16 protein-coding genes are annotated in these 16025 nt (G+C 57.9%); 8 read left to right on the forward strand and 8 right to left on the reverse strand.

What is annotated here, in order from left to right; all coding sequences use genetic code 11:
- Positions 1-162: 162 nt before the first annotated feature.
- On the reverse strand, positions 163-645 hold the full coding sequence (locus tag NZ453_RS22165) for a Fur family transcriptional regulator (protein ID WP_420851614.1): 483 nt from the start codon (positions 643-645) through the stop codon (positions 163-165).
- Between the two features lie 123 nt (positions 646-768).
- Between NZ453_RS22165 and msrB the strand changes: the two genes are divergently transcribed.
- A complete protein-coding gene (msrB, locus tag NZ453_RS07385) occupies positions 769-1236 on the forward strand; it encodes a peptide-methionine (R)-S-oxide reductase MsrB (protein ID WP_263769838.1) in 468 nt (155 codons plus the stop codon).
- Positions 1237-1255: 19 nt separating this feature from the next.
- Here the strand turns inward: msrB and xerC are convergent, their stop codons facing one another.
- The 4 genes from xerC to NZ453_RS07405 are packed head-to-tail and all read right to left on the reverse strand — an operon-like array spanning position 1256 to position 4200.
- Positions 1256-2155, reverse strand: a complete 900-nt coding sequence (gene xerC, locus NZ453_RS07390) for a tyrosine recombinase XerC (protein ID WP_263769839.1) — start codon at positions 2153-2155, stop codon at positions 1256-1258.
- Positions 2156-2173: 18 nt separating this feature from the next.
- Entirely contained in the window at positions 2174-2827 is a 654-nt protein-coding gene (locus tag NZ453_RS07395; protein WP_263769840.1) for a DUF484 family protein, read from the reverse strand.
- Positions 2824-3654: a diaminopimelate epimerase gene (gene dapF, locus NZ453_RS07400; protein ID WP_263769841.1), complete on the reverse strand. Its 831-nt coding sequence runs from the start codon at positions 3652-3654 to the stop codon at positions 2824-2826. Before dapF ends, NZ453_RS07395 begins: the two co-directional genes overlap by 4 nt.
- A 45-nt stretch (positions 3655-3699) precedes the next feature.
- Positions 3700-4200 (reverse strand): GNAT family N-acetyltransferase, encoded by a 501-nt coding sequence (locus NZ453_RS07405; protein ID WP_263769843.1) that lies wholly within the window; start codon positions 4198-4200, stop codon positions 3700-3702.
- A 171-nt stretch (positions 4201-4371) separates the two neighbouring features.
- Between NZ453_RS07405 and NZ453_RS07410 the strand changes: the two genes are divergently transcribed.
- Positions 4372-5259, forward strand: coding sequence for a lysophospholipid acyltransferase family protein (locus tag NZ453_RS07410; protein ID WP_263769844.1), 888 nt, complete (start codon positions 4372-4374; stop codon positions 5257-5259).
- 20 nt (positions 5260-5279) lie between these two features.
- On the opposite strand, the gene NZ453_RS07415 is transcribed toward NZ453_RS07410, so the two are convergent.
- Positions 5280-6812, reverse strand: coding sequence for an ArnT family glycosyltransferase (locus NZ453_RS07415; protein ID WP_263769845.1), 1533 nt, complete (start codon positions 6810-6812; stop codon positions 5280-5282).
- 312 nt (positions 6813-7124) lie between these two features.
- On the opposite strand from NZ453_RS07415, the gene NZ453_RS07420 reads away from it, so the two are divergent.
- The 6 genes from NZ453_RS07420 to NZ453_RS07445 are packed head-to-tail and all read left to right on the forward strand — an operon-like array spanning position 7125 to position 14190.
- A complete protein-coding gene (locus tag NZ453_RS07420; protein ID WP_263769846.1) occupies positions 7125-8867 on the forward strand; it encodes a carbamoyltransferase family protein in 1743 nt (580 codons plus the stop codon).
- Positions 8868-8887: 20 nt separating this feature from the next.
- Positions 8888-10012 (forward strand): glycosyltransferase, encoded by a 1125-nt coding sequence (locus tag NZ453_RS21915; protein WP_275983101.1) that lies wholly within the window; start codon positions 8888-8890, stop codon positions 10010-10012.
- Positions 10013-10027: 15 nt separating this feature from the next.
- Complete coding sequence (locus tag NZ453_RS07430; protein WP_263769848.1) at positions 10028-11050, forward strand: glycosyltransferase family 9 protein; 1023 nt, start codon at positions 10028-10030, stop codon at positions 11048-11050.
- The gene (locus NZ453_RS22045; RefSeq protein WP_263769849.1) at positions 11047-12114 is read left to right on the forward strand and encodes a CgeB family protein; all 1068 of its coding nucleotides are present in this window, start codon (positions 11047-11049) and stop codon (positions 12112-12114) included. The genes NZ453_RS07430 and NZ453_RS22045 overlap by 4 nt, the downstream gene beginning before the upstream one ends.
- A gap of 12 nt (positions 12115-12126) precedes the next feature.
- Positions 12127-13290, forward strand: a complete 1164-nt coding sequence (locus tag NZ453_RS07440) for a glycosyltransferase (RefSeq protein ID WP_263769850.1) — start codon at positions 12127-12129, stop codon at positions 13288-13290.
- A gap of 21 nt (positions 13291-13311) precedes the next feature.
- Positions 13312-14190, forward strand: a complete 879-nt coding sequence (locus NZ453_RS07445) for a glycosyltransferase (RefSeq protein ID WP_263769851.1) — start codon at positions 13312-13314, stop codon at positions 14188-14190.
- Here the strand turns inward: NZ453_RS07445 and NZ453_RS07450 are convergent.
- Together NZ453_RS07450 and NZ453_RS07455 are read right to left on the reverse strand one after the other, a co-directional pair.
- Positions 14163-14816: a CatB-related O-acetyltransferase gene (locus NZ453_RS07450; RefSeq protein ID WP_263769852.1), complete on the reverse strand. Its 654-nt coding sequence runs from the start codon at positions 14814-14816 to the stop codon at positions 14163-14165. The two genes, NZ453_RS07445 and NZ453_RS07450, sit on opposite strands and share 28 nt — an antisense overlap.
- Positions 14809-16002 (reverse strand): O-antigen ligase family protein, encoded by a 1194-nt coding sequence (locus NZ453_RS07455; protein ID WP_263769853.1) that lies wholly within the window; start codon positions 16000-16002, stop codon positions 14809-14811. Before NZ453_RS07455 ends, NZ453_RS07450 begins: the two co-directional genes overlap by 8 nt.
- Positions 16003-16025 lie beyond the last annotated feature (23 nt).

Genomic DNA, 16025 nt, shown 5'->3' on the forward strand with positions numbered 1-16025 from the left:
GAAGGAGAAAACCATAACGCGTTGAGAACTCTCGTGAGCCGAGAGGTTCATCTTTTAACACATCCCCATTCACTCTGCAATTTTCGCGCCTTGCTGTCGAAACGTTGAAATGGTCGGTTCGACGCGAGTCCGGCCGGGACCCGGAGGTCTCTTAACTCCGATTTACCTTGGTTGCGGGGATATAGAAACCTTACCCAAAGCCCCCGAACACGCTTGGCAGATACCCCTCAAGTCGAAATCCAGCCGTGACAGCGAGAATCCTGGAGGCAAATCGGGGGCGAGAGGAGGCGCTGCGTCGAGACAATACACTTTGCCACAGTGCTCGCAGCGGAAATGAACGTGCGTCTTGTGTTCGCTTTCCGAGGCCGCGGAGAAGCGGAATACGCGGTGTTTGTCGGAACTCCGATGGGCCAAACCAAGCTCCACCAGCCAGTCGAGCACGCGGTAGAGCGTAACCCGATCCAGTGCGCTGTCCCCAAGCGCAAGCTCAATCTCGCTATGCGTCAATGCGGCGGGAGCGCCGCGCAACAGTTTCAGGACGCACACTCGCGCCGGCGTAGCACGGGCGCCCGCGCGACGAATTTGCTCGGCAACGGGATCGACACAAGATGCGTGAGGGACTGGCAAGGCTGTAGTTAGCGACACAAAAGGGACGAGGAGCCGCGGATGATTACACCATAGGCCCCAACGCCGTGCAATCGGGTTCCACTCCGGCGGAAAACCGGCTTGGAAGTGGAACTTGGAACTGAGCCCGCCAACGATTGCCGAATGGATGAGACCGCTATTCCGTACGAAACGGCGTTTGTAAAGAAAGGGTTGCTCATGAACGAAGCAAAATCGACATGCGAATGGAGCCAGACCGTGGATCCCACGGCTTACCGCGTTCTATTCGAGGACGCTACCGAACGCGCGGGGACAAGCCCCCTCAATGACGAAAAACGTGAGGGAACGTACATCTGCGCGGCCTGTTTTCGGCCGCTCTTCGATAGTTCGGCCAAGTACGACAGCGGCACGGGTTGGCCAAGTTTTCTCTACGCTTTGCCGGGTGCGGTCGACACGAAGACCGACTCAAAACTGATCTACCCGCGCACCGAATACCATTGCGCGCACTGCGGTGGGCATCAAGGGCACGTGTTCGACGACGGCCCGAAGCCGAAGGGAAAGCGCTATTGCAACAACGGAGTAGCGCTTCGTTTCGTTCCCCGAGGCGAGCCGCTTCCGGAACCGCGAAACTGAACCGCCGGGCCATCGCCCGTCATTTTCTTTTTGCCCGCGGGTGAGCGGTGTCGTAGACCTTCGCGAGGTGCTGAAAATCGAGATGTGTATAGACCTGGGTCGAGGCGATGCTCGCGTGGCCGAGCATTTCCTGTACCGCGCGTAGATCGCCAGATGACTGCAACACGTGCGACGCAAACGAATGGCGCAGCATATGAGGGTGCACGTGCGTTGGCAGTCCTTGCGCTTGCGCACGCCGCTTGAGCCGTTCCTCGATAACGCGTGGGCTGATTCGTGCCCCTCGCTTGCCGACAAAGACGGCCCGCTCGTCCGGGGAAGCAAGTTCGACCCGCCGAGTCATCCATAGCGCCACCGCTTCGCGCGCCTTGGAGCCTACAGGAACGATTCGGGGCTTGTTGCGTTTGCCGACAACACGGACTTCGCCAGCCAACAAATCCTCGACGCAATCCAGATCAAGGCTGGCCAGTTCGGCCAGACGGAGCCCCGAAGAGTAGAAAAGTTCGTACATCGCTCGGTCGCGAATGTCCTCCACCGAATCGGGCACATAGTCTAAAAGGCGCCCCGCCTCGTCCGGCGAAAGCGCGTTCGGCAACCGTTTCGGGCTCTTCGGCGCCCGAACCCCGTCAACCGGATTCGCTGCTACGAGACCGCGGCGGCCAAGCCACCGATAGAAACCACGCCAGGCCGAAAGCGACCGGGCGAGCGAGCGGCCACTAAGCCCGCGGGAATGGAGTTGCCCAACGAAGCGGCGCACTTCATGGGTCTGCAACCCATCCAACGCGATCTCCCGCGTACCTTCATGCAAGAGCTTGCACAACGTGGACAGATCGCGTCTGTAGTTGGCAATCGTATGCGGAGAAACGCGTCGTTGTTGCGCGAGTTCCTCGATATACGCGTCAGCCTGTTCATCGGCGGTCACATCCGCCTCCTCGCGCCTTCAACTCAATACGCGAGCAAGCGCTGCCGACGCCATCTCGCCGAGGCGCTCAAGATAAAGCGTTCCCATTCCGGCGTAGAAGCGTTCCACGTCCTCGCTGCCAAGCGCGATCAGGCCGATGGTGCCACCGCCAGTACGCATTGGGATCAGCGCCTGGGAACGCACATGCTTGGATGCATCACCAAACCACGACGAAGTCTCGAACCCGGAGGTCGATCCGCAGTAAGGCTGGTTCAGCGTTTCCGCGAACACCTGCAAATCCTTGCTGACGTCGGCGAACTCCGGAAGCTCGTCGTTATCGTCGGGATGATCCCAAAGACGCAGCGCGACGTGCGGCACCTGGAAGTCATCCCTCAGGTGGAAGTTCAGCGTATGGATTACGGCAGGAAACGACCCGGCGGCAATCATTGCGACCGCTAGCCGGTGCATTTTTTCGCTGATCGAATCGTTCTCCTCGCCGAACTGCAGGAGCTCGTCCATTTTCCCTTCGAGCTGCTTGTTGCGATCACGGAGGCTGAGCATCTGGCGCTCCGTGATCGAAATCGTGCGACCACCATGCGGGTGTGGGATGACGAGCCGCGACACGAGATCGGCATGCTCTTCGAAGAACTGCGGATTATCCAGAAGGTACTTGGCGACTTCTTCGGATTTCATAGATCAATCTCTCCGGTGAAAACCGTTATGGCAGGCCCGGTCATCAGCACTGGCGTCCCCTCGCCTGCCCAGGCGATCGATAAATCACCACCGCGCGTACTCACCCGTACTGGCGAATCGAGCAGCCCGCGGGCAATGCCGGTGACGACCGCGGCGCAGGCGCCGGTGCCGCAAGCCAACGTCTCGCCAACGCCACGTTCGAAGACGCGGAGCTGAATGGCGTGACGCCCTACGATTTGCATGAAACCTGCATTGACGCGTTGCGGGAAACGCGGATGCGACTCGATCAGCGGCCCCTGTTTCTCGACGGGAGCGGCATCGACATTGTCGACAATCTGGACAGCGTGCGGATTACCCATCGAGACCGCGGTGATCTCGAGATCCTCCTCCCCAACACGTAGCGAGTGGATCAAGGCCTCACCCTCGCTAATGAAAGGGATTTGCGCTGCCTTGAACACGGGCTGGCCCATGTCGACGGTGACGTTACCGTTGTCCTCAAGTCGGGGCGAAATCACGCCGCGCATCGTTTCCACTCTGATTTCGCGCCGATCGGTCAGTCTTTGCTCATGCACAAAGCGAACGAAGCAACGAGCGCCATTTCCGCATTGCTCAACTTCTCCGCCGTCAGCATTGAATATGCGATAGCGAAAATCGAGTCCTGGGCTCTCGGCTTTCTCGACAAGGAGTATCTGGTCACAACCGACTCCGAAATGCCGATCTCCCAGAAACCGCATCTGCTCAGCAGTCAACGCCAGGTGCTGACGAATACCGTCGAGCACCACGAAATCGTTGCCCAATCCTTGCATTTTGGTAAATGTGATCTTCATGGCGATCCGAATGGGTCCAGAAAAGTCGAACGTCTCAGTCGCGGACTACGCTAGCGGCTTCGCCATTATAAAGTCGTCCATGACGAAACCGCCGCCAATGTCGCTTTTACGCTCCTCACGCACGGTAAAGCCATATTTCTCGTAAGCGGCCTTGGCGCGGACGTTACCTCGGTTCACTGCGAGGATCAGGCTGCGGCACCCAAGCGCTGCCGCTCGTGCCGCCACGTGTTCCGCCAAGCAAGCACCGATTCCCGCTCGTTGCCGCGCCGGATCGACATACAACTTATCGAGCTTCATTTCCTCAGGCGTCTGGAGTAGTGACGAGGCGAATCCGACAATCTCGCCGCCGGCCATTGCCTTGTCCCACCAAATACCGGGCGTGCAGAGTTCTTCCCGCATGCGTGGTGCGTTATAGCGCTGTTCCAGCATGTAATCGATTTGCGACTGGCTGATGAGGTCGGCGTACGCCGCCTGCCACACAAGGCGAGCAAGCGCGGCGATCACCTCCACTTCTTCAGTGGCAATCGGGAAAACGGCAATTTGCATTTGTTTAATCGTGGTATCGAAGTGGCCGGTACGCGGTATTGGCAATACAATGCGCAACGCCGAGTCAGGTGTGCGAGGAAACTCCGCGCCTTTGTCGCAATTATGCCCTTTCGCCATGAAGCTACTGCATAACCCGCCGCACAAAACCGTCCCGAAGAGAGACTGCAGGCCATGCTGAGGCGGGCGTCGAGCCTGGTCCCGGTCGCAGGACTCTGGCTATTGCACTTTCTGCCGCTGCCCGCGTTGGTCAGTCTTGGGAAGGCCCTCGGCTTGGTTCTCTACACGTTCGGGCGCCGGCGACGCAAAATCGTCTCGGTAAACCTCGCCTGGTGCTTCCCGGAACTTGACGCGGCGGCGCAGCGGCGCTTGGCTCGTGCACATTTCAAAGCCCTGGGCCGGAGCATCATCGAGCGTAGTCTTCTTTGGTGGAGCAGTCCCCAACGGCTATCCCGACTGATCAGCGTTGAAGGCGACGAAAAAATCCGCGCACTTCGCGAGGCCGGGCGCCCGATTATCCTGCTGGCGCCACACTTCGTCGGCCTCGACGCAGGCGGTGTCGGAATCGCGATGCGCTTTGATTCGGTCAGCATTTACGCCGAACAAACGAATCCAGTATTCAACGACTTGCTATTCCGCGGCCGCAAACGCTTTGGCGATCAACTCCTGGTATCGCGGCAGGAAGGCGTCCGGGCAACGGTCAAGGCCATGAAGGCGGGACGCCCGCTGTACTATTTGCCGGACCTCAATGCAAAACGACGGGACTCGATTTTCGTCCCGTTCTTCGGCCATCTGGCGGCCACGATTACCGGTCTTTCCCGCCTCTCCCGTGCAGCGGGCGCTGCCGTCGTTCCCTGTATTACCCGCATGCTTCCTGGTGGTCAAGGCTACCGCGTGGAGGTTGGCGATGCCTGGACAGATTTTCCAAGCGAAGACGTCGACGCCGACACCCGGCGCATGAACGCGTGGATCGAATCTGCGGTGCGTACGATGCCCGAGCAATACTATTGGGTGCACCGTCGCTTCAAGACCCGCCCCGAGGGCGAGGAACGACCGTACTAGCCAATAGCCACGCCGCCCGGCTATTCCCGCCGACGTGCCCGATAAAGCGCCATTTCGTCGGATTGCATGACGGACTCGAAGACGATTCCGTCGACAGCGGGGACCTCGCCTTCCAGGACTAGCCAGATCTCGTCGTGATCGAGGAGGCGAAGCGGAATATCTTCCGCCACGATCGGCGGCACGGCTTTTCCGGCATAGAACGACACCGCGCCGTTACCCGGGGGATCGAGCTGATACAGCGGCGACCGCGCAGCCGCCGCCATTCCGAGTACCTGTGCGGCAACCTTGCGAGGTTCCTTCGAAAGATAGGCCTCGCTGTAAAGGAATCCCATGGCCGTAGCCGCAGCCACAAACAATACGGCAGCAGAAGTCGCCCGTTCCCGGAGGATGAGTTTCAACGCCAGCGGAACGAACGGAATAGCGGCCAACAGAAGCAATGACGCCGATGCCCCCAGCTTACGCGCCGCATAAATGACCACAGCAAGCGCGACGAGGCAGAAAAGGCCGAACAGCGCGCGGTTGATCTTGGCGTAGCGACCGCTTGCCGCGACTAGGTAGTAGCCGAGAATGAGCGCAAGCGGCGGAGCAAACAGTAAAGCGTACTGCATTTGCTTATTCACGGTAGCCGTTAAAAGGACGAACACCACCGCCAGCCAACACCATGCAAACCGCACGATTGCCGGGGTTTCGCCTCGACTGCCGCGGTAAGCCATCCACCCCGCGGGAAGGACAAGGACACCCCAAGGCGCGAAGAACTCAAAATGATGTCCCAGATACCACCACAGCGGTTTGGCGTGATTACCGCTGATGAAGGTTTCGTCGACCTGTTTGCCGAAAAAGCTCTGCGCAATGTCAGGCATTGTGGCGAAAACCCACGCGTACCAACCGAAAGCCACGAGGATGAGAAGCAGCACACCTGGAATGCTAAACAACTGTGTCAGCGGCGCAAGCGGACGCGCGGCGCGTTTCTCGGTGAGGGCGAACAGCGCAAGCGAGAGCAGCGGAATCGCGAGGGCCGCCGGCCCTTTGCTCAGGAAACCGAGTCCTAACGCAAGTCCGAAAAGCGCCCGCCGGGCGGCTGCTCCTTTTCCATTCAGGATGTCGTACCCCAGCACACACGCTGCTGTGATGCAAAGCAGTAACACCGCGTCGGCCTCACCGCTGCGGAAGTAGCGCAGGCCGAGGTAAGAAGCAATCAGAAGCAGGACGCTAGCCGACGCGATCTCGGGACCTGCCTCGCGCCCTATCCATCTCCAGAGAAGCGAAGCCAGCAGCAGGCCGGCGATCACAGCCGGCAACCGCACAGCCACCGCATCGACCCCGAAAAAACGATAGCTCGCGGCTGTCAGCCAGTAGGGGAGTGGGGGTTTTTGCAACCGCAACTCGCCATTGAATCGCGGCACGACCCAGTTGCCGTCCACCAGCATCTCACGCGCCGTCTCGGCGATTCTTACCTCCTGGATTTTGTAGACAGGACGATCGCCTAAACCCACGAGCAGAGCGGGAAGCAGTAACGAGAGGAGCACGAGTAGGGTTTTGAGCGATGACGGCATGATGAGCGGTAGTTTCGATCCGTTTTTAGAGAGGATCAGAGTCTATAGCGAGCAGAGTTGCTTGTCTTCGTTGCGCACTCGCAACCGGCAGTTCATGCACGCAATCGGGCAAGCATTGTGCAATACGCACCGAATGACATAATGCGCGAATCCCGTGGTTCTATCCCTGCTAGAAATAACTTCAACTAAATCCGGCAAGTTCGATTGGATGCCCAATCTGCCCGTCGGCGAAGGGCGCAGGTATACTTCGGGCTTTTGCCTATTCGAGGCGGCTCTCGCCACCTCGGGCGTTTCAGCATAGCGAGACTTACCGTGGCTTTAACAATATTGGGACTTTCCGGCGCATTGACGCACGATCCGTCAGCGGCGCTATATATCGACGGTAAGTTGGTCGCCGCCGCAGAAGAGGAACGTTTCGTTCGGGATAAGCACGCCAAGAACCGGATGCCCTACGAAGCGGCCAAATTCTGCCTTCAATTCGCCGGCATCAAGCCCGGGGATGTAGACGGCGTCGCCATTCCGTATGCGCCGATCAGCCTCACCGAGAAAGCGCGCTGGCACTATGCCCGTCGCTATTTGTACGCACCGGACCGCTCGCTCGATGCCATCTTCGCTGGCAACCGCCGCTATCATCGATACAAAAAGCGCATCGAGTGGTGCCTCGTTCAGCTCGGTTTCGATCTCAAAGAGATCGAGATCGTCCCGGTCGAACACCACCTGGCACACGCAGCGAGCGCCTATCACTGCTCCGGGTTTCACGAGAAAACCGCCATTCTCGGCATCGACGGTAAGGGCGAATACGCCACGACCTTCTTTGGGTATGGCGAAAACGGACGGATTCACAAGATCAAGGAATTCTACGACCCGGACTCGCTCGGCGGCTTATACGGTGCCATTACCGAGTTTCTCGGTTTCGAGATGCTCGATGGGGAATATAAAGTCATGGGTATGGCGCCCTACGGCGACCCAAGCAAGTACGATTTCTCCCGCCTCGCGAAATTCGAGAACGGCGAACTGACGATCAACACCGATTACGCGAACGTGATCGGCTTCCGCCGCTACAAGGAAAACGGGAAGGGCTACTATTTTTCGCCAAAGCTAATCGACTGGCTTGGCCCAAAGCGCGTAGGCGACATCGCGGATGATCCCTACATCCATTACGCCGCAAGCATACAGAAGCTGTTCGAGGACATCTCGCTGCAGATGATCGACTACTACCTGGGCGACATCCTGCGCGAGACGGGCAAACTCGCTTTTGCCGGGGGTGGTGCACTCAACGTCAAGCTCAATCAGCGCATCATCGCTCGGACCGACCTGAAAGAACTGTTCGTACAGCCCGCCGCCAGCGATGCTGGAACTGCCGTGGGCGCTGCCGCCTACGTTTCGGTCGAACGCGGCGTGCCGGTCGAAAAGATGGAACACCTCTATCTGGGCCCGGCATTCAGCAATGAGGACGTCATCGCGGCTTGCGCACGCCACCCCGCCCAACCGCAGTGGGCTCGAATCGACAACGTGCCGCGCGATATTGCGCAGATTCTCGCCGCCGGCAACCCGGTCGCCTGGTTCCACGGCCGCATGGAGTTCGGCCCGCGCGCACTCGGAGGCCGCTCGATTCTTGGTTGCCCAAGTGCCCCCGGCGTCGCAGACCGCATCAACGAGCAGATCAAGTTCAGGGAGCGGTGGCGCCCCTTCTGCCCCAGCATGCTCGACACGGTGGGCCCGCAAATGCTTGGCAGCGAACACCCAGCGCCTTTCATGACCTTTACTTTCGAAGTCGCCCCGGGGTGGAAAGAGCGAGTGCCAGAAGTCGTGCATGAAGATGGCACCTCGCGCGCCCAAGTACTGAAGCGCGACTTCAATCCTCGCTACTACGATCTGATGGTTGAACTCGAGAAACTCACCGGCAACGGCGTGGTCCTCAACACCTCGTTGAACCGGCGAGGGGAACCGATGATCTGCTCGCCAACCGACGCGCTAAATATGTTTTACGGTTCGGATCTCGAGTATCTGGTCATGGAAGACATTCTGGTACGAAAAATAAAAACTTCCGTTTAACAGGTAACAGGTGGGGCGGCATGGCCGAACGTTGGATATTGCAGTTTTGCCACGGGTATTACGGACCGTTCCTGGACGTCGCACGGCAGTATGCGGCACTTTTTCACGGCAGTAATTACAAGGTCCTCACGGTCTATCTGACGGGCGATCCGCACGTAAGCGTTGAGAGCGCTTCAGCTTCTGATGAAGTGCGTTTCCTGGGTTTTCGCAGCCGCGACATCCGCGGACTCAAGTTGGGTGCGATAAGGGCACTGAAGCGTTTGGTAGCGACAAGGGATTTTGCCTTCATCATCGCGCACCGCTTCAAGCCCATCTACATTTCGTGCCTCGCAACCAACCTGCCCGTCATTGGCGTACACCACGCGTTCGGCGGCTACGAACGTGCGCCCAGGCGCTGGTTTGTTAACCTGTTCCGCAAGCGGTTAGCTCTACTAGGCGTTTCGGACGCCGTGCGGGACGACATGCGGCGTTGCTTGCCCGACTGGCCCATCGAACGGATCGAGACGTTACACAATAGGCTCGATGTCGGCATAGCCCGGGCCGAGGTGTTGCCGCGCTACATTGCGCGAACAACGTTGGGCTTGCCACAGGAAGCGGCGGTAATTGGAAACGTTGGCCGACTGCATCATGACAAGGATCAGGCAACGCTTCTCCGTGCGTTCGCCAAAGCCCGCCCGTCCCTTGGCTCGAATACTTTGCTCGTCATTGCCGGCAAGGGCCCGCTTGAAAAACCGCTGCGGGACCAAGCACAAAAGCTTGGAATCGCTGACGATGTGCGTTTCGTCGGCCAGGTTCCCGATGCGCGACGCTTGTTCGCCGCATTCGATCTATTCGTACTCAGCTCGGACCATGAACCCTTCGGCATGGTGCTGCTCGAAGCAATGGCGGCCGGAGTGCCGGTAATGGCGACCGACTGCGGCGGTGCTCCGGAAGTCATCGGGCGAAGCGACTGCTTATTTCCGCTCGGAAATGCTGAGGAACTTGCGGACAGACTCGTAGCTTTCTTTTCGCCTACAAACGAGAATGCGAAACGAACCATCGTCGAAGACGGTATGGACAGGCTTGAGCGGCTTTTCTCCGACGATGCCGCTCGCCAACGGTTCTTCGCACTGCCGATGACCCGACATGCACTGCGCGTTTCCTGAGGAATGCGTCGTCGCATGAACGATACGGCACACTCCCCATCGCTTAAGCGTTCGCGTATCGCGCTCGTCGCGTACAGTTCGCTGGGTGACGGTCTCCTCTACCTGATGATGGCCGAAAATCTCCGTCTGAATGGGTATAACGTCACCTATTTTGGCGACCTCGCATTTCAGATGCGTGCGTGGATGCCGCAGCTAACGATTCAGCCCTACCCTGAGCCAGAAGCCTTCGATTCTGCTTTCGACGGCTACGACTTGGTGATCATGAGTCCACCACAGTTCGTGCGCGATCGCATGGACGAACAGACGGCGACCGCGATGCGCGAAAAGTGGATGCTGATCTGCCAGAAGCCGCCCGCCAATTGGTACTTCGACCACACAGAGCGCGTACGCCAAACCTGCGATCCAGGGGTGTTCGAGGAGTTGCGCGGTTTGCTCCAGGCCAGCGGCTCCATACGTTTCCGGAAGTTCACTAGCGAAAGCATGATCGACATCATGCTGGACTTCATGAGACACCGGATGGGGCTTTCACGACTCGCGCGCGGAGTTGAGCTGACGCCCCCCGCCAGTCTGGCTTATCGTCGTTACCCGGAGCGCATCGTCGTCAGCCCCGATTCAGCGCGCCCTAAGAAGAAAAACTGGCCGCCGAAGTCTTTCCTTGCACTCTGCCATGAGCTTAGGGCACGCGGGTACGACCCGAAAATCGTCGTAGCCCCGCGGAACCATCCTGAATGGAGCGCGATGCCTGGCAACGTTTTCGACACGCCGGTTTTTCCGGACATCGGCCAGTTGAGTGCGTACCTTTATGAATCCGGAGCAGTCATCGCAAACGACTCGGGCAACGGCCATCTCGCGTCGTTCCTGGGCATACCGGTAGTGACGATTTACCGGAAGAGGAACCCGGCATTCCATTGGCGCCCGTCATGGGGGCCGGCGGAAGTGATCTGCCCACGGCTTACCATTCCCTGGTTCGACGGCCCGATTTGGGGGCCGTTCGTGAGCACCTCCGATATTATTGACGCGCTAGCGAGGCTGAGGTGACAAGAAACAAGAAAATTTTCGTTCTCGATGGAATCGCAGGGGTTCCGCTCGGACGCGAGATCACGGCGGCATTCCAGGAGATCGGCGTTGAGGCCGTTCATTTCGATTGCCTGCGCCAGAAAACGCGATCGCTGTATGGGGTGAGGTCCGCATGCGCCAAAGCGGCGAATAAGCGGACGGATCGCGACGGGTTCTATTTCCTGCCACGCCTCATCGAAAACGATCTGAACGACCGGCTCGAAGGCGAGCAGCCAAGCGATATTCTTGTCGTCGGATTCGCCTACAAATTCTTCAGCCCGCAGTTCCTTAAACAAGCCGCCGCACGATGTGGTGCACGGCTATTCCTTTACGACACCGACAGCTGCAACCTCTATTCGCGACGCCGGGAGTTCATTTTCTTCGTTGAGAACGAGCTGCCTATTTATGATCGCGTCTTTTCGTTTTCCCAGGTCACGACCCGCTTCTTCCGCGACACCCGGGGGCTGGACGCCGTTCACCTTCCGTTCGGGGCCAACCCGGTTCAATTGCCGACATCTGAGTCGACCATAGAGGCACTATTCGTCGGCAGCGGTGACCTGCGTCGCATCTTTCTTCTCGAGAGAATCAGAGAGCACGTATCTATCTACGGCAATCGCTGGGAACGCCATCGCGCACTCATCTCGCAACCTCTCCAGGCGAGGATCGTCGACATTCCGGTCTGGGGCGAAACACTACATAAACTCTTGGCAAGTTCACGCATTATCCTGAATATCACGCGCTCCGATTTTTTTGGCGCCGAGACGGGAATCAACCTTCGCATCTTCGAAGCACTTGGCGCAGGGCGGATGCTGCTGACGGATTACTGCGAGGAAATCGAGGACCTTTTCGAGATTGGGACGGACATCGATGTCTTTAGGTCCTCCCGCGAGCTAGCGGAGAAGGTGGAGTACTACCTGCACAACGACGACGCCCGCGATAGGATCGCGCGAAACGGGCAGGAGAAGTTCCTTAGACAGCACACGTGGGCTTCTCGAATACGCCAATTGTCTACTCATCTATGGCGTGATTGCGAGTCCTGCGCATAACGGCAAGGCACTATGAACAGACGCGTCAAGCTATTGCAAATCCAACCGGATTACCACGAGAACTCGCACAACTATTCGGATCTCGCAGAACAGATCATTGCCGCTTTTCCGAAGGAACGCTATACGGTAACCAGCGCGTTTCTTCGCGGCAAACCCGAGCCAGGGCACCCGAAAAGCCGAGCGGACGAGACGGTTTACTTTAACTTTCCCGACACAATGCTTCGGGGGTTACGGTTAAGACTGATGTGGGAAATCTATCGCTTCTGTAAAAAGGGCGATTACGATGTCATCATCTGCAACCGATACAAGCAGACTAATCTTCTGATGGTCCTCAATCATTTACTCCGAATTCCCGTATGCGTGGGTATTGCACATGGTTTCGGCGCCTATGATCCTTTCTGGCGGCGGCAACGCATGAGGGTTCTGGTTGACGCGTCGTGGCGCTTCGTCGGCGTTTCGCCTGCCGTAGCCAGCTATCTAATCGAAAAGCGCTGTGGATTTACGGAAAGCAATACCGTTGCCATAACTAACGCACTCGACATTGAACAGGTCGAGGCAAATCAGCTGTCTCGAGCAGAGGCACGGCGTGCCCTCGGTCTCCCGGCCGAGGGCAGGATCATCGGAGCAGCCGGTCGCCTGGTCCGGGTAAAAGGTCACGACCACCTGATCGAAGCATTTTCCCGTGTTGCTGCGAAGCACCCCGATGCCATGCTCGCGATCATTGGCGAAGGCCGCGAGCGAGAATTTCTCGAAGGAGAAATCGCCCATCTGAAGCTGAAGGACCGCGTGAAACTGCTTGGTTTCCGGGCGGGCGCTAAACAATACGTGCGCGCCTTTGACATTTGGGCCATGCCCTCTTTGACCGAAGGACTAGGCTTGGCACTTCTTGAGGGAATGAATGGGCATCTTCCGGTCATCGCCTCCGACATCCCTGCGATGCGGCCGCTGGTCGATGGGGCTGGCGGCATCGCCGTCCCGCCAGCCGATGTTACGGCTCTTGCAGCCGCGCTCGACCGATATCTATCGCTTTCGACCGACGCGCTCCGAGCAAAAGGCGAGCAAGCATATTCGTATCTCCGCGCGAACCATGGAATCGAGACTTATCGGCGGAAGTACCTTGAACTCGTTGAAAGCGCGCTTTCATCCCGAGGCATAGCACTTGGCGTGCAAAACTAGGCATCGCGGAAAAACAGGGCCATGGCGGATCACAATCTAGTAACAGTAGTTATTTCCTGCTTCAACCATGGACCATACATTGAGGAATCGATTCTCAGCGTCCTTGGGCAGACTTATCCGAATATCGAACTAATCGTCATAGATGACGGTTCGACTGACGACAGCGTCGACAGGATCCAAGCCCTGCAGGCTACTCACCCGTTCGAGTTCATTGCGCAGAAAAACAAAGGACTGACGCATACACTAAACGAAGCATTTGCCCGCGCCCGGGGTACATTCGTCGCAGCTTTTGGGTCCGACGACATCATGCTGCAAGATCGCCTGGCGCTGCAGATGGCCCACATCGCCGATAAGCCGGACGTTGGAATGTGTGCAGGCAATATCGAACTCATGCATTCGGATGGTACGCCCTACCCGAAATCCGAACGGCACGCGGAACCGGGTTTCAGGCGTATGAACTTCGATGACGTTTTTCTCGAACGTAAACCTTATGTGCCCGCCCCCACCATGCTGATACGTAAGGAAGCATTCGACAAAGTCGGCGGCTTCGATCCATCGATCCGTCTCGAGGATCTTTACATTCAACTCAAGATCACGCACGCAGGGTACTACATCGACGCGCTTGGAACGACGTTGGCCCGTTACCGAAAGCACCCGACCAACACGTATAAGAACATTCGCTTCATGGCCGAGAGCATTTTGCGTATCTACAGTGACTATTCGGACCACCCAGCGTACGAGCAGGTGCGATGCCGCTTCATCAACTCGATGCTGGTGAAAGCTTCTCGGCGTGACAAGGCGCTCGCCAGGGAATTGCTCGCCCAACTTCCTCTCAAGGCTTGGAACCGGAGGACACTGGCCAGCCTCTTGCGTTATCCGTTCGCGCCGGAAGTCGTTTGACCGGCCCGCCGATAGGCGTAATCGAGAAATGCCGATACGTCGGTTGAACAAAGCAGAGCAACGATTTCCCGAACCTCGGATTCCGGCCAAGTCCACCAGGCGCTGGCAAGAAGCGCAGCGCGAGTCTCTTCTTCGAATCTGAATCGCACATGCCGCGCTGGATTACCGGCAACGATCGAATAAGGCGCCACATCTTTCGTCACGACGGCTCGCGCAGCCACGACAGCGCCATCGCCGACGGTAACTCCTGACAAGATCGTGCAGCCGGAGGCAAGCCATACGTCGTTGCCGATATTCACGTCGCCATGACTTCCCCCATAACTCGCGATATGAGCGGCCTCCTCTAGAAACGCAGGGAACGGAAACGATGCCACCCAGTCCGTACGATGGTGTCCCCCGAGAAAAATATGCACGTCGTCGGCAATCGACGTATAGGAACCGATCCTTAGAGTCGTTCCTTCGTGCCAGTCGTGAACAAACGGAAGTCCATAGGTCCCGTACCCGATTTCGTAGTTGGGATACCGTTCGAGAAACTTTGCTCGCCCACGGTAGAACTTCGGAATCCGCTCCCGCCCTAAGGCCTTCCGGAGCCAAGACCGGAATTTCGAATCTTTCCGCTTACCCATCCGCTCGCGCCTTAACCGTGGCTGCCGACAACAACGCCAACGGGACCCAAATGAGAAGCCAGTGCTCCTTGGGCCTCGAAAGGAACGATCCTCCTTCCGTCATGCCAGCAGCCAGTCCGTAAACGACGGTCGTAGCGGCAATTTTCACCCACTTGTCGGACCGGAACCGCCATCCCGAGACAAAAGCGACAGCGTACATACCAACCCAGAGAAGGAAACCCACCGCTCCTCCAGAATACAGGACGGACAGAAGAAGATTGTGAGGGTCACTGAACGGGTATGAGAAATCCGCTAGCTGGATCGAAAAGGAACTTCCGTAGCCGTGACCGAACCAAGGCTTCTCTGAGATCTGCGCCAACGTACCTGCCCATATTTCATTCCGATACGACAACCCTCGCTGGGTGATGAGGTCTGGGGCAACGACAACAGTCAAAACACCTAGAAGGACGAACGTAGCAACAAGGGCCGCCGACTTACGGTTCCGGGCAGCGATTGCGAGCCAGCCGACGGCCGCAACAAGGGCCACAAGCGGGGTGCGCGATCCCGTGGCAACGATAAGAGCTGAGCAGAGGCCCATCGAGACAAGCGAGAGCCAATGAAACGGGCGCGGGTCCGTCACATAGAAGGCCAGCCACAGCGCCGCAAAGAACCCAAACACATGGGAAACCAGAAGCGGGTTGTGGACCGCTCCGTATCCCGTGAGACGGCCCGCTCCACCGGCTTGAAGATAGAGTGTTAACGTCACGAGCGCAGCAACTGCTGCCACCATCGCCGACCACTTCATCGAGTCGATGACAAGTTCGAATCGCTCCCGTGCAAGTCTGAGAATTGCTAAAAAGAGGACTGCAACAAACAAGGGGCGCTTCAGCAAATCCGGCGCATCGGAAGCCGCTGACCATGTCACACTTATACTGATATACACAGCGAACGCAAGGTATGTGACCGCAATGGGCGAACGAAGAACGACGCCAACACAGGCCGGCCGCAACGCGACCAGCACAATCGTCGGCAGAGCCATGAGCCAATAGAACAACTTGGAGTAATAGCCATGGTCGCCAATCCACAGCAAGCCTGAAACAAGCGCAAACAAACCGACAGGCAAGACACGTTCAACCAGAAAGTTCTCCAGTTTCTCTCGCCATTCAGAAAGAGTCGTTTTGGCCCGGGGAGACTCCTCAACAATCATTTATGCTCCTTTGCTTGCTCATA

The sequence above is a fragment of the Propionivibrio soli genome, assembly GCF_025770765.1.
In the GTDB taxonomy this organism is placed as follows: Bacteria; Pseudomonadota; Gammaproteobacteria; order Burkholderiales; family Rhodocyclaceae; genus Propionivibrio; species Propionivibrio soli.

What these genes read in the sequence shown, in the direction of transcription:
- NZ453_RS07440 (WP_263769850.1), top strand. Translation starts at nt 12,127, where the DNA reads ATGAACAGACGCGTCAAGCTATTGCAAATCCAACCGGATTACCACGAG.
- msrB (WP_263769838.1), top strand. Translation starts at nt 769, where the DNA reads ATGGATGAGACCGCTATTCCGTACGAAACGGCGTTTGTAAAGAAAGGG.
- dapF (WP_263769841.1), bottom strand. Translation starts at nt 3,654, where the DNA reads ATGAAGATCACATTTACCAAAATGCAAGGATTGGGCAACGATTTCGTG.
- NZ453_RS07410 (WP_263769844.1), top strand. Translation starts at nt 4,372, where the DNA reads ATGCTGAGGCGGGCGTCGAGCCTGGTCCCGGTCGCAGGACTCTGGCTA.
- NZ453_RS07430 (WP_263769848.1), top strand. Translation starts at nt 10,028, where the DNA reads ATGAACGATACGGCACACTCCCCATCGCTTAAGCGTTCGCGTATCGCG.
- NZ453_RS21915 (WP_275983101.1), top strand. Translation starts at nt 8,888, where the DNA reads ATGGCCGAACGTTGGATATTGCAGTTTTGCCACGGGTATTACGGACCG.
- NZ453_RS07455 (WP_263769853.1), bottom strand. Translation starts at nt 16,002, where the DNA reads ATGATTGTTGAGGAGTCTCCCCGGGCCAAAACGACTCTTTCTGAATGG.
- NZ453_RS07445 (WP_263769851.1), top strand. Translation starts at nt 13,312, where the DNA reads ATGGCGGATCACAATCTAGTAACAGTAGTTATTTCCTGCTTCAACCAT.
- NZ453_RS07415 (WP_263769845.1), bottom strand. Translation starts at nt 6,812, where the DNA reads ATGCCGTCATCGCTCAAAACCCTACTCGTGCTCCTCTCGTTACTGCTT.
- NZ453_RS07450 (WP_263769852.1), bottom strand. Translation starts at nt 14,816, where the DNA reads ATGGGTAAGCGGAAAGATTCGAAATTCCGGTCTTGGCTCCGGAAGGCC.
- NZ453_RS07395 (WP_263769840.1), bottom strand. Translation starts at nt 2,827, where the DNA reads ATGAAATCCGAAGAAGTCGCCAAGTACCTTCTGGATAATCCGCAGTTC.
- NZ453_RS07405 (WP_263769843.1), bottom strand. Translation starts at nt 4,200, where the DNA reads ATGCAAATTGCCGTTTTCCCGATTGCCACTGAAGAAGTGGAGGTGATC.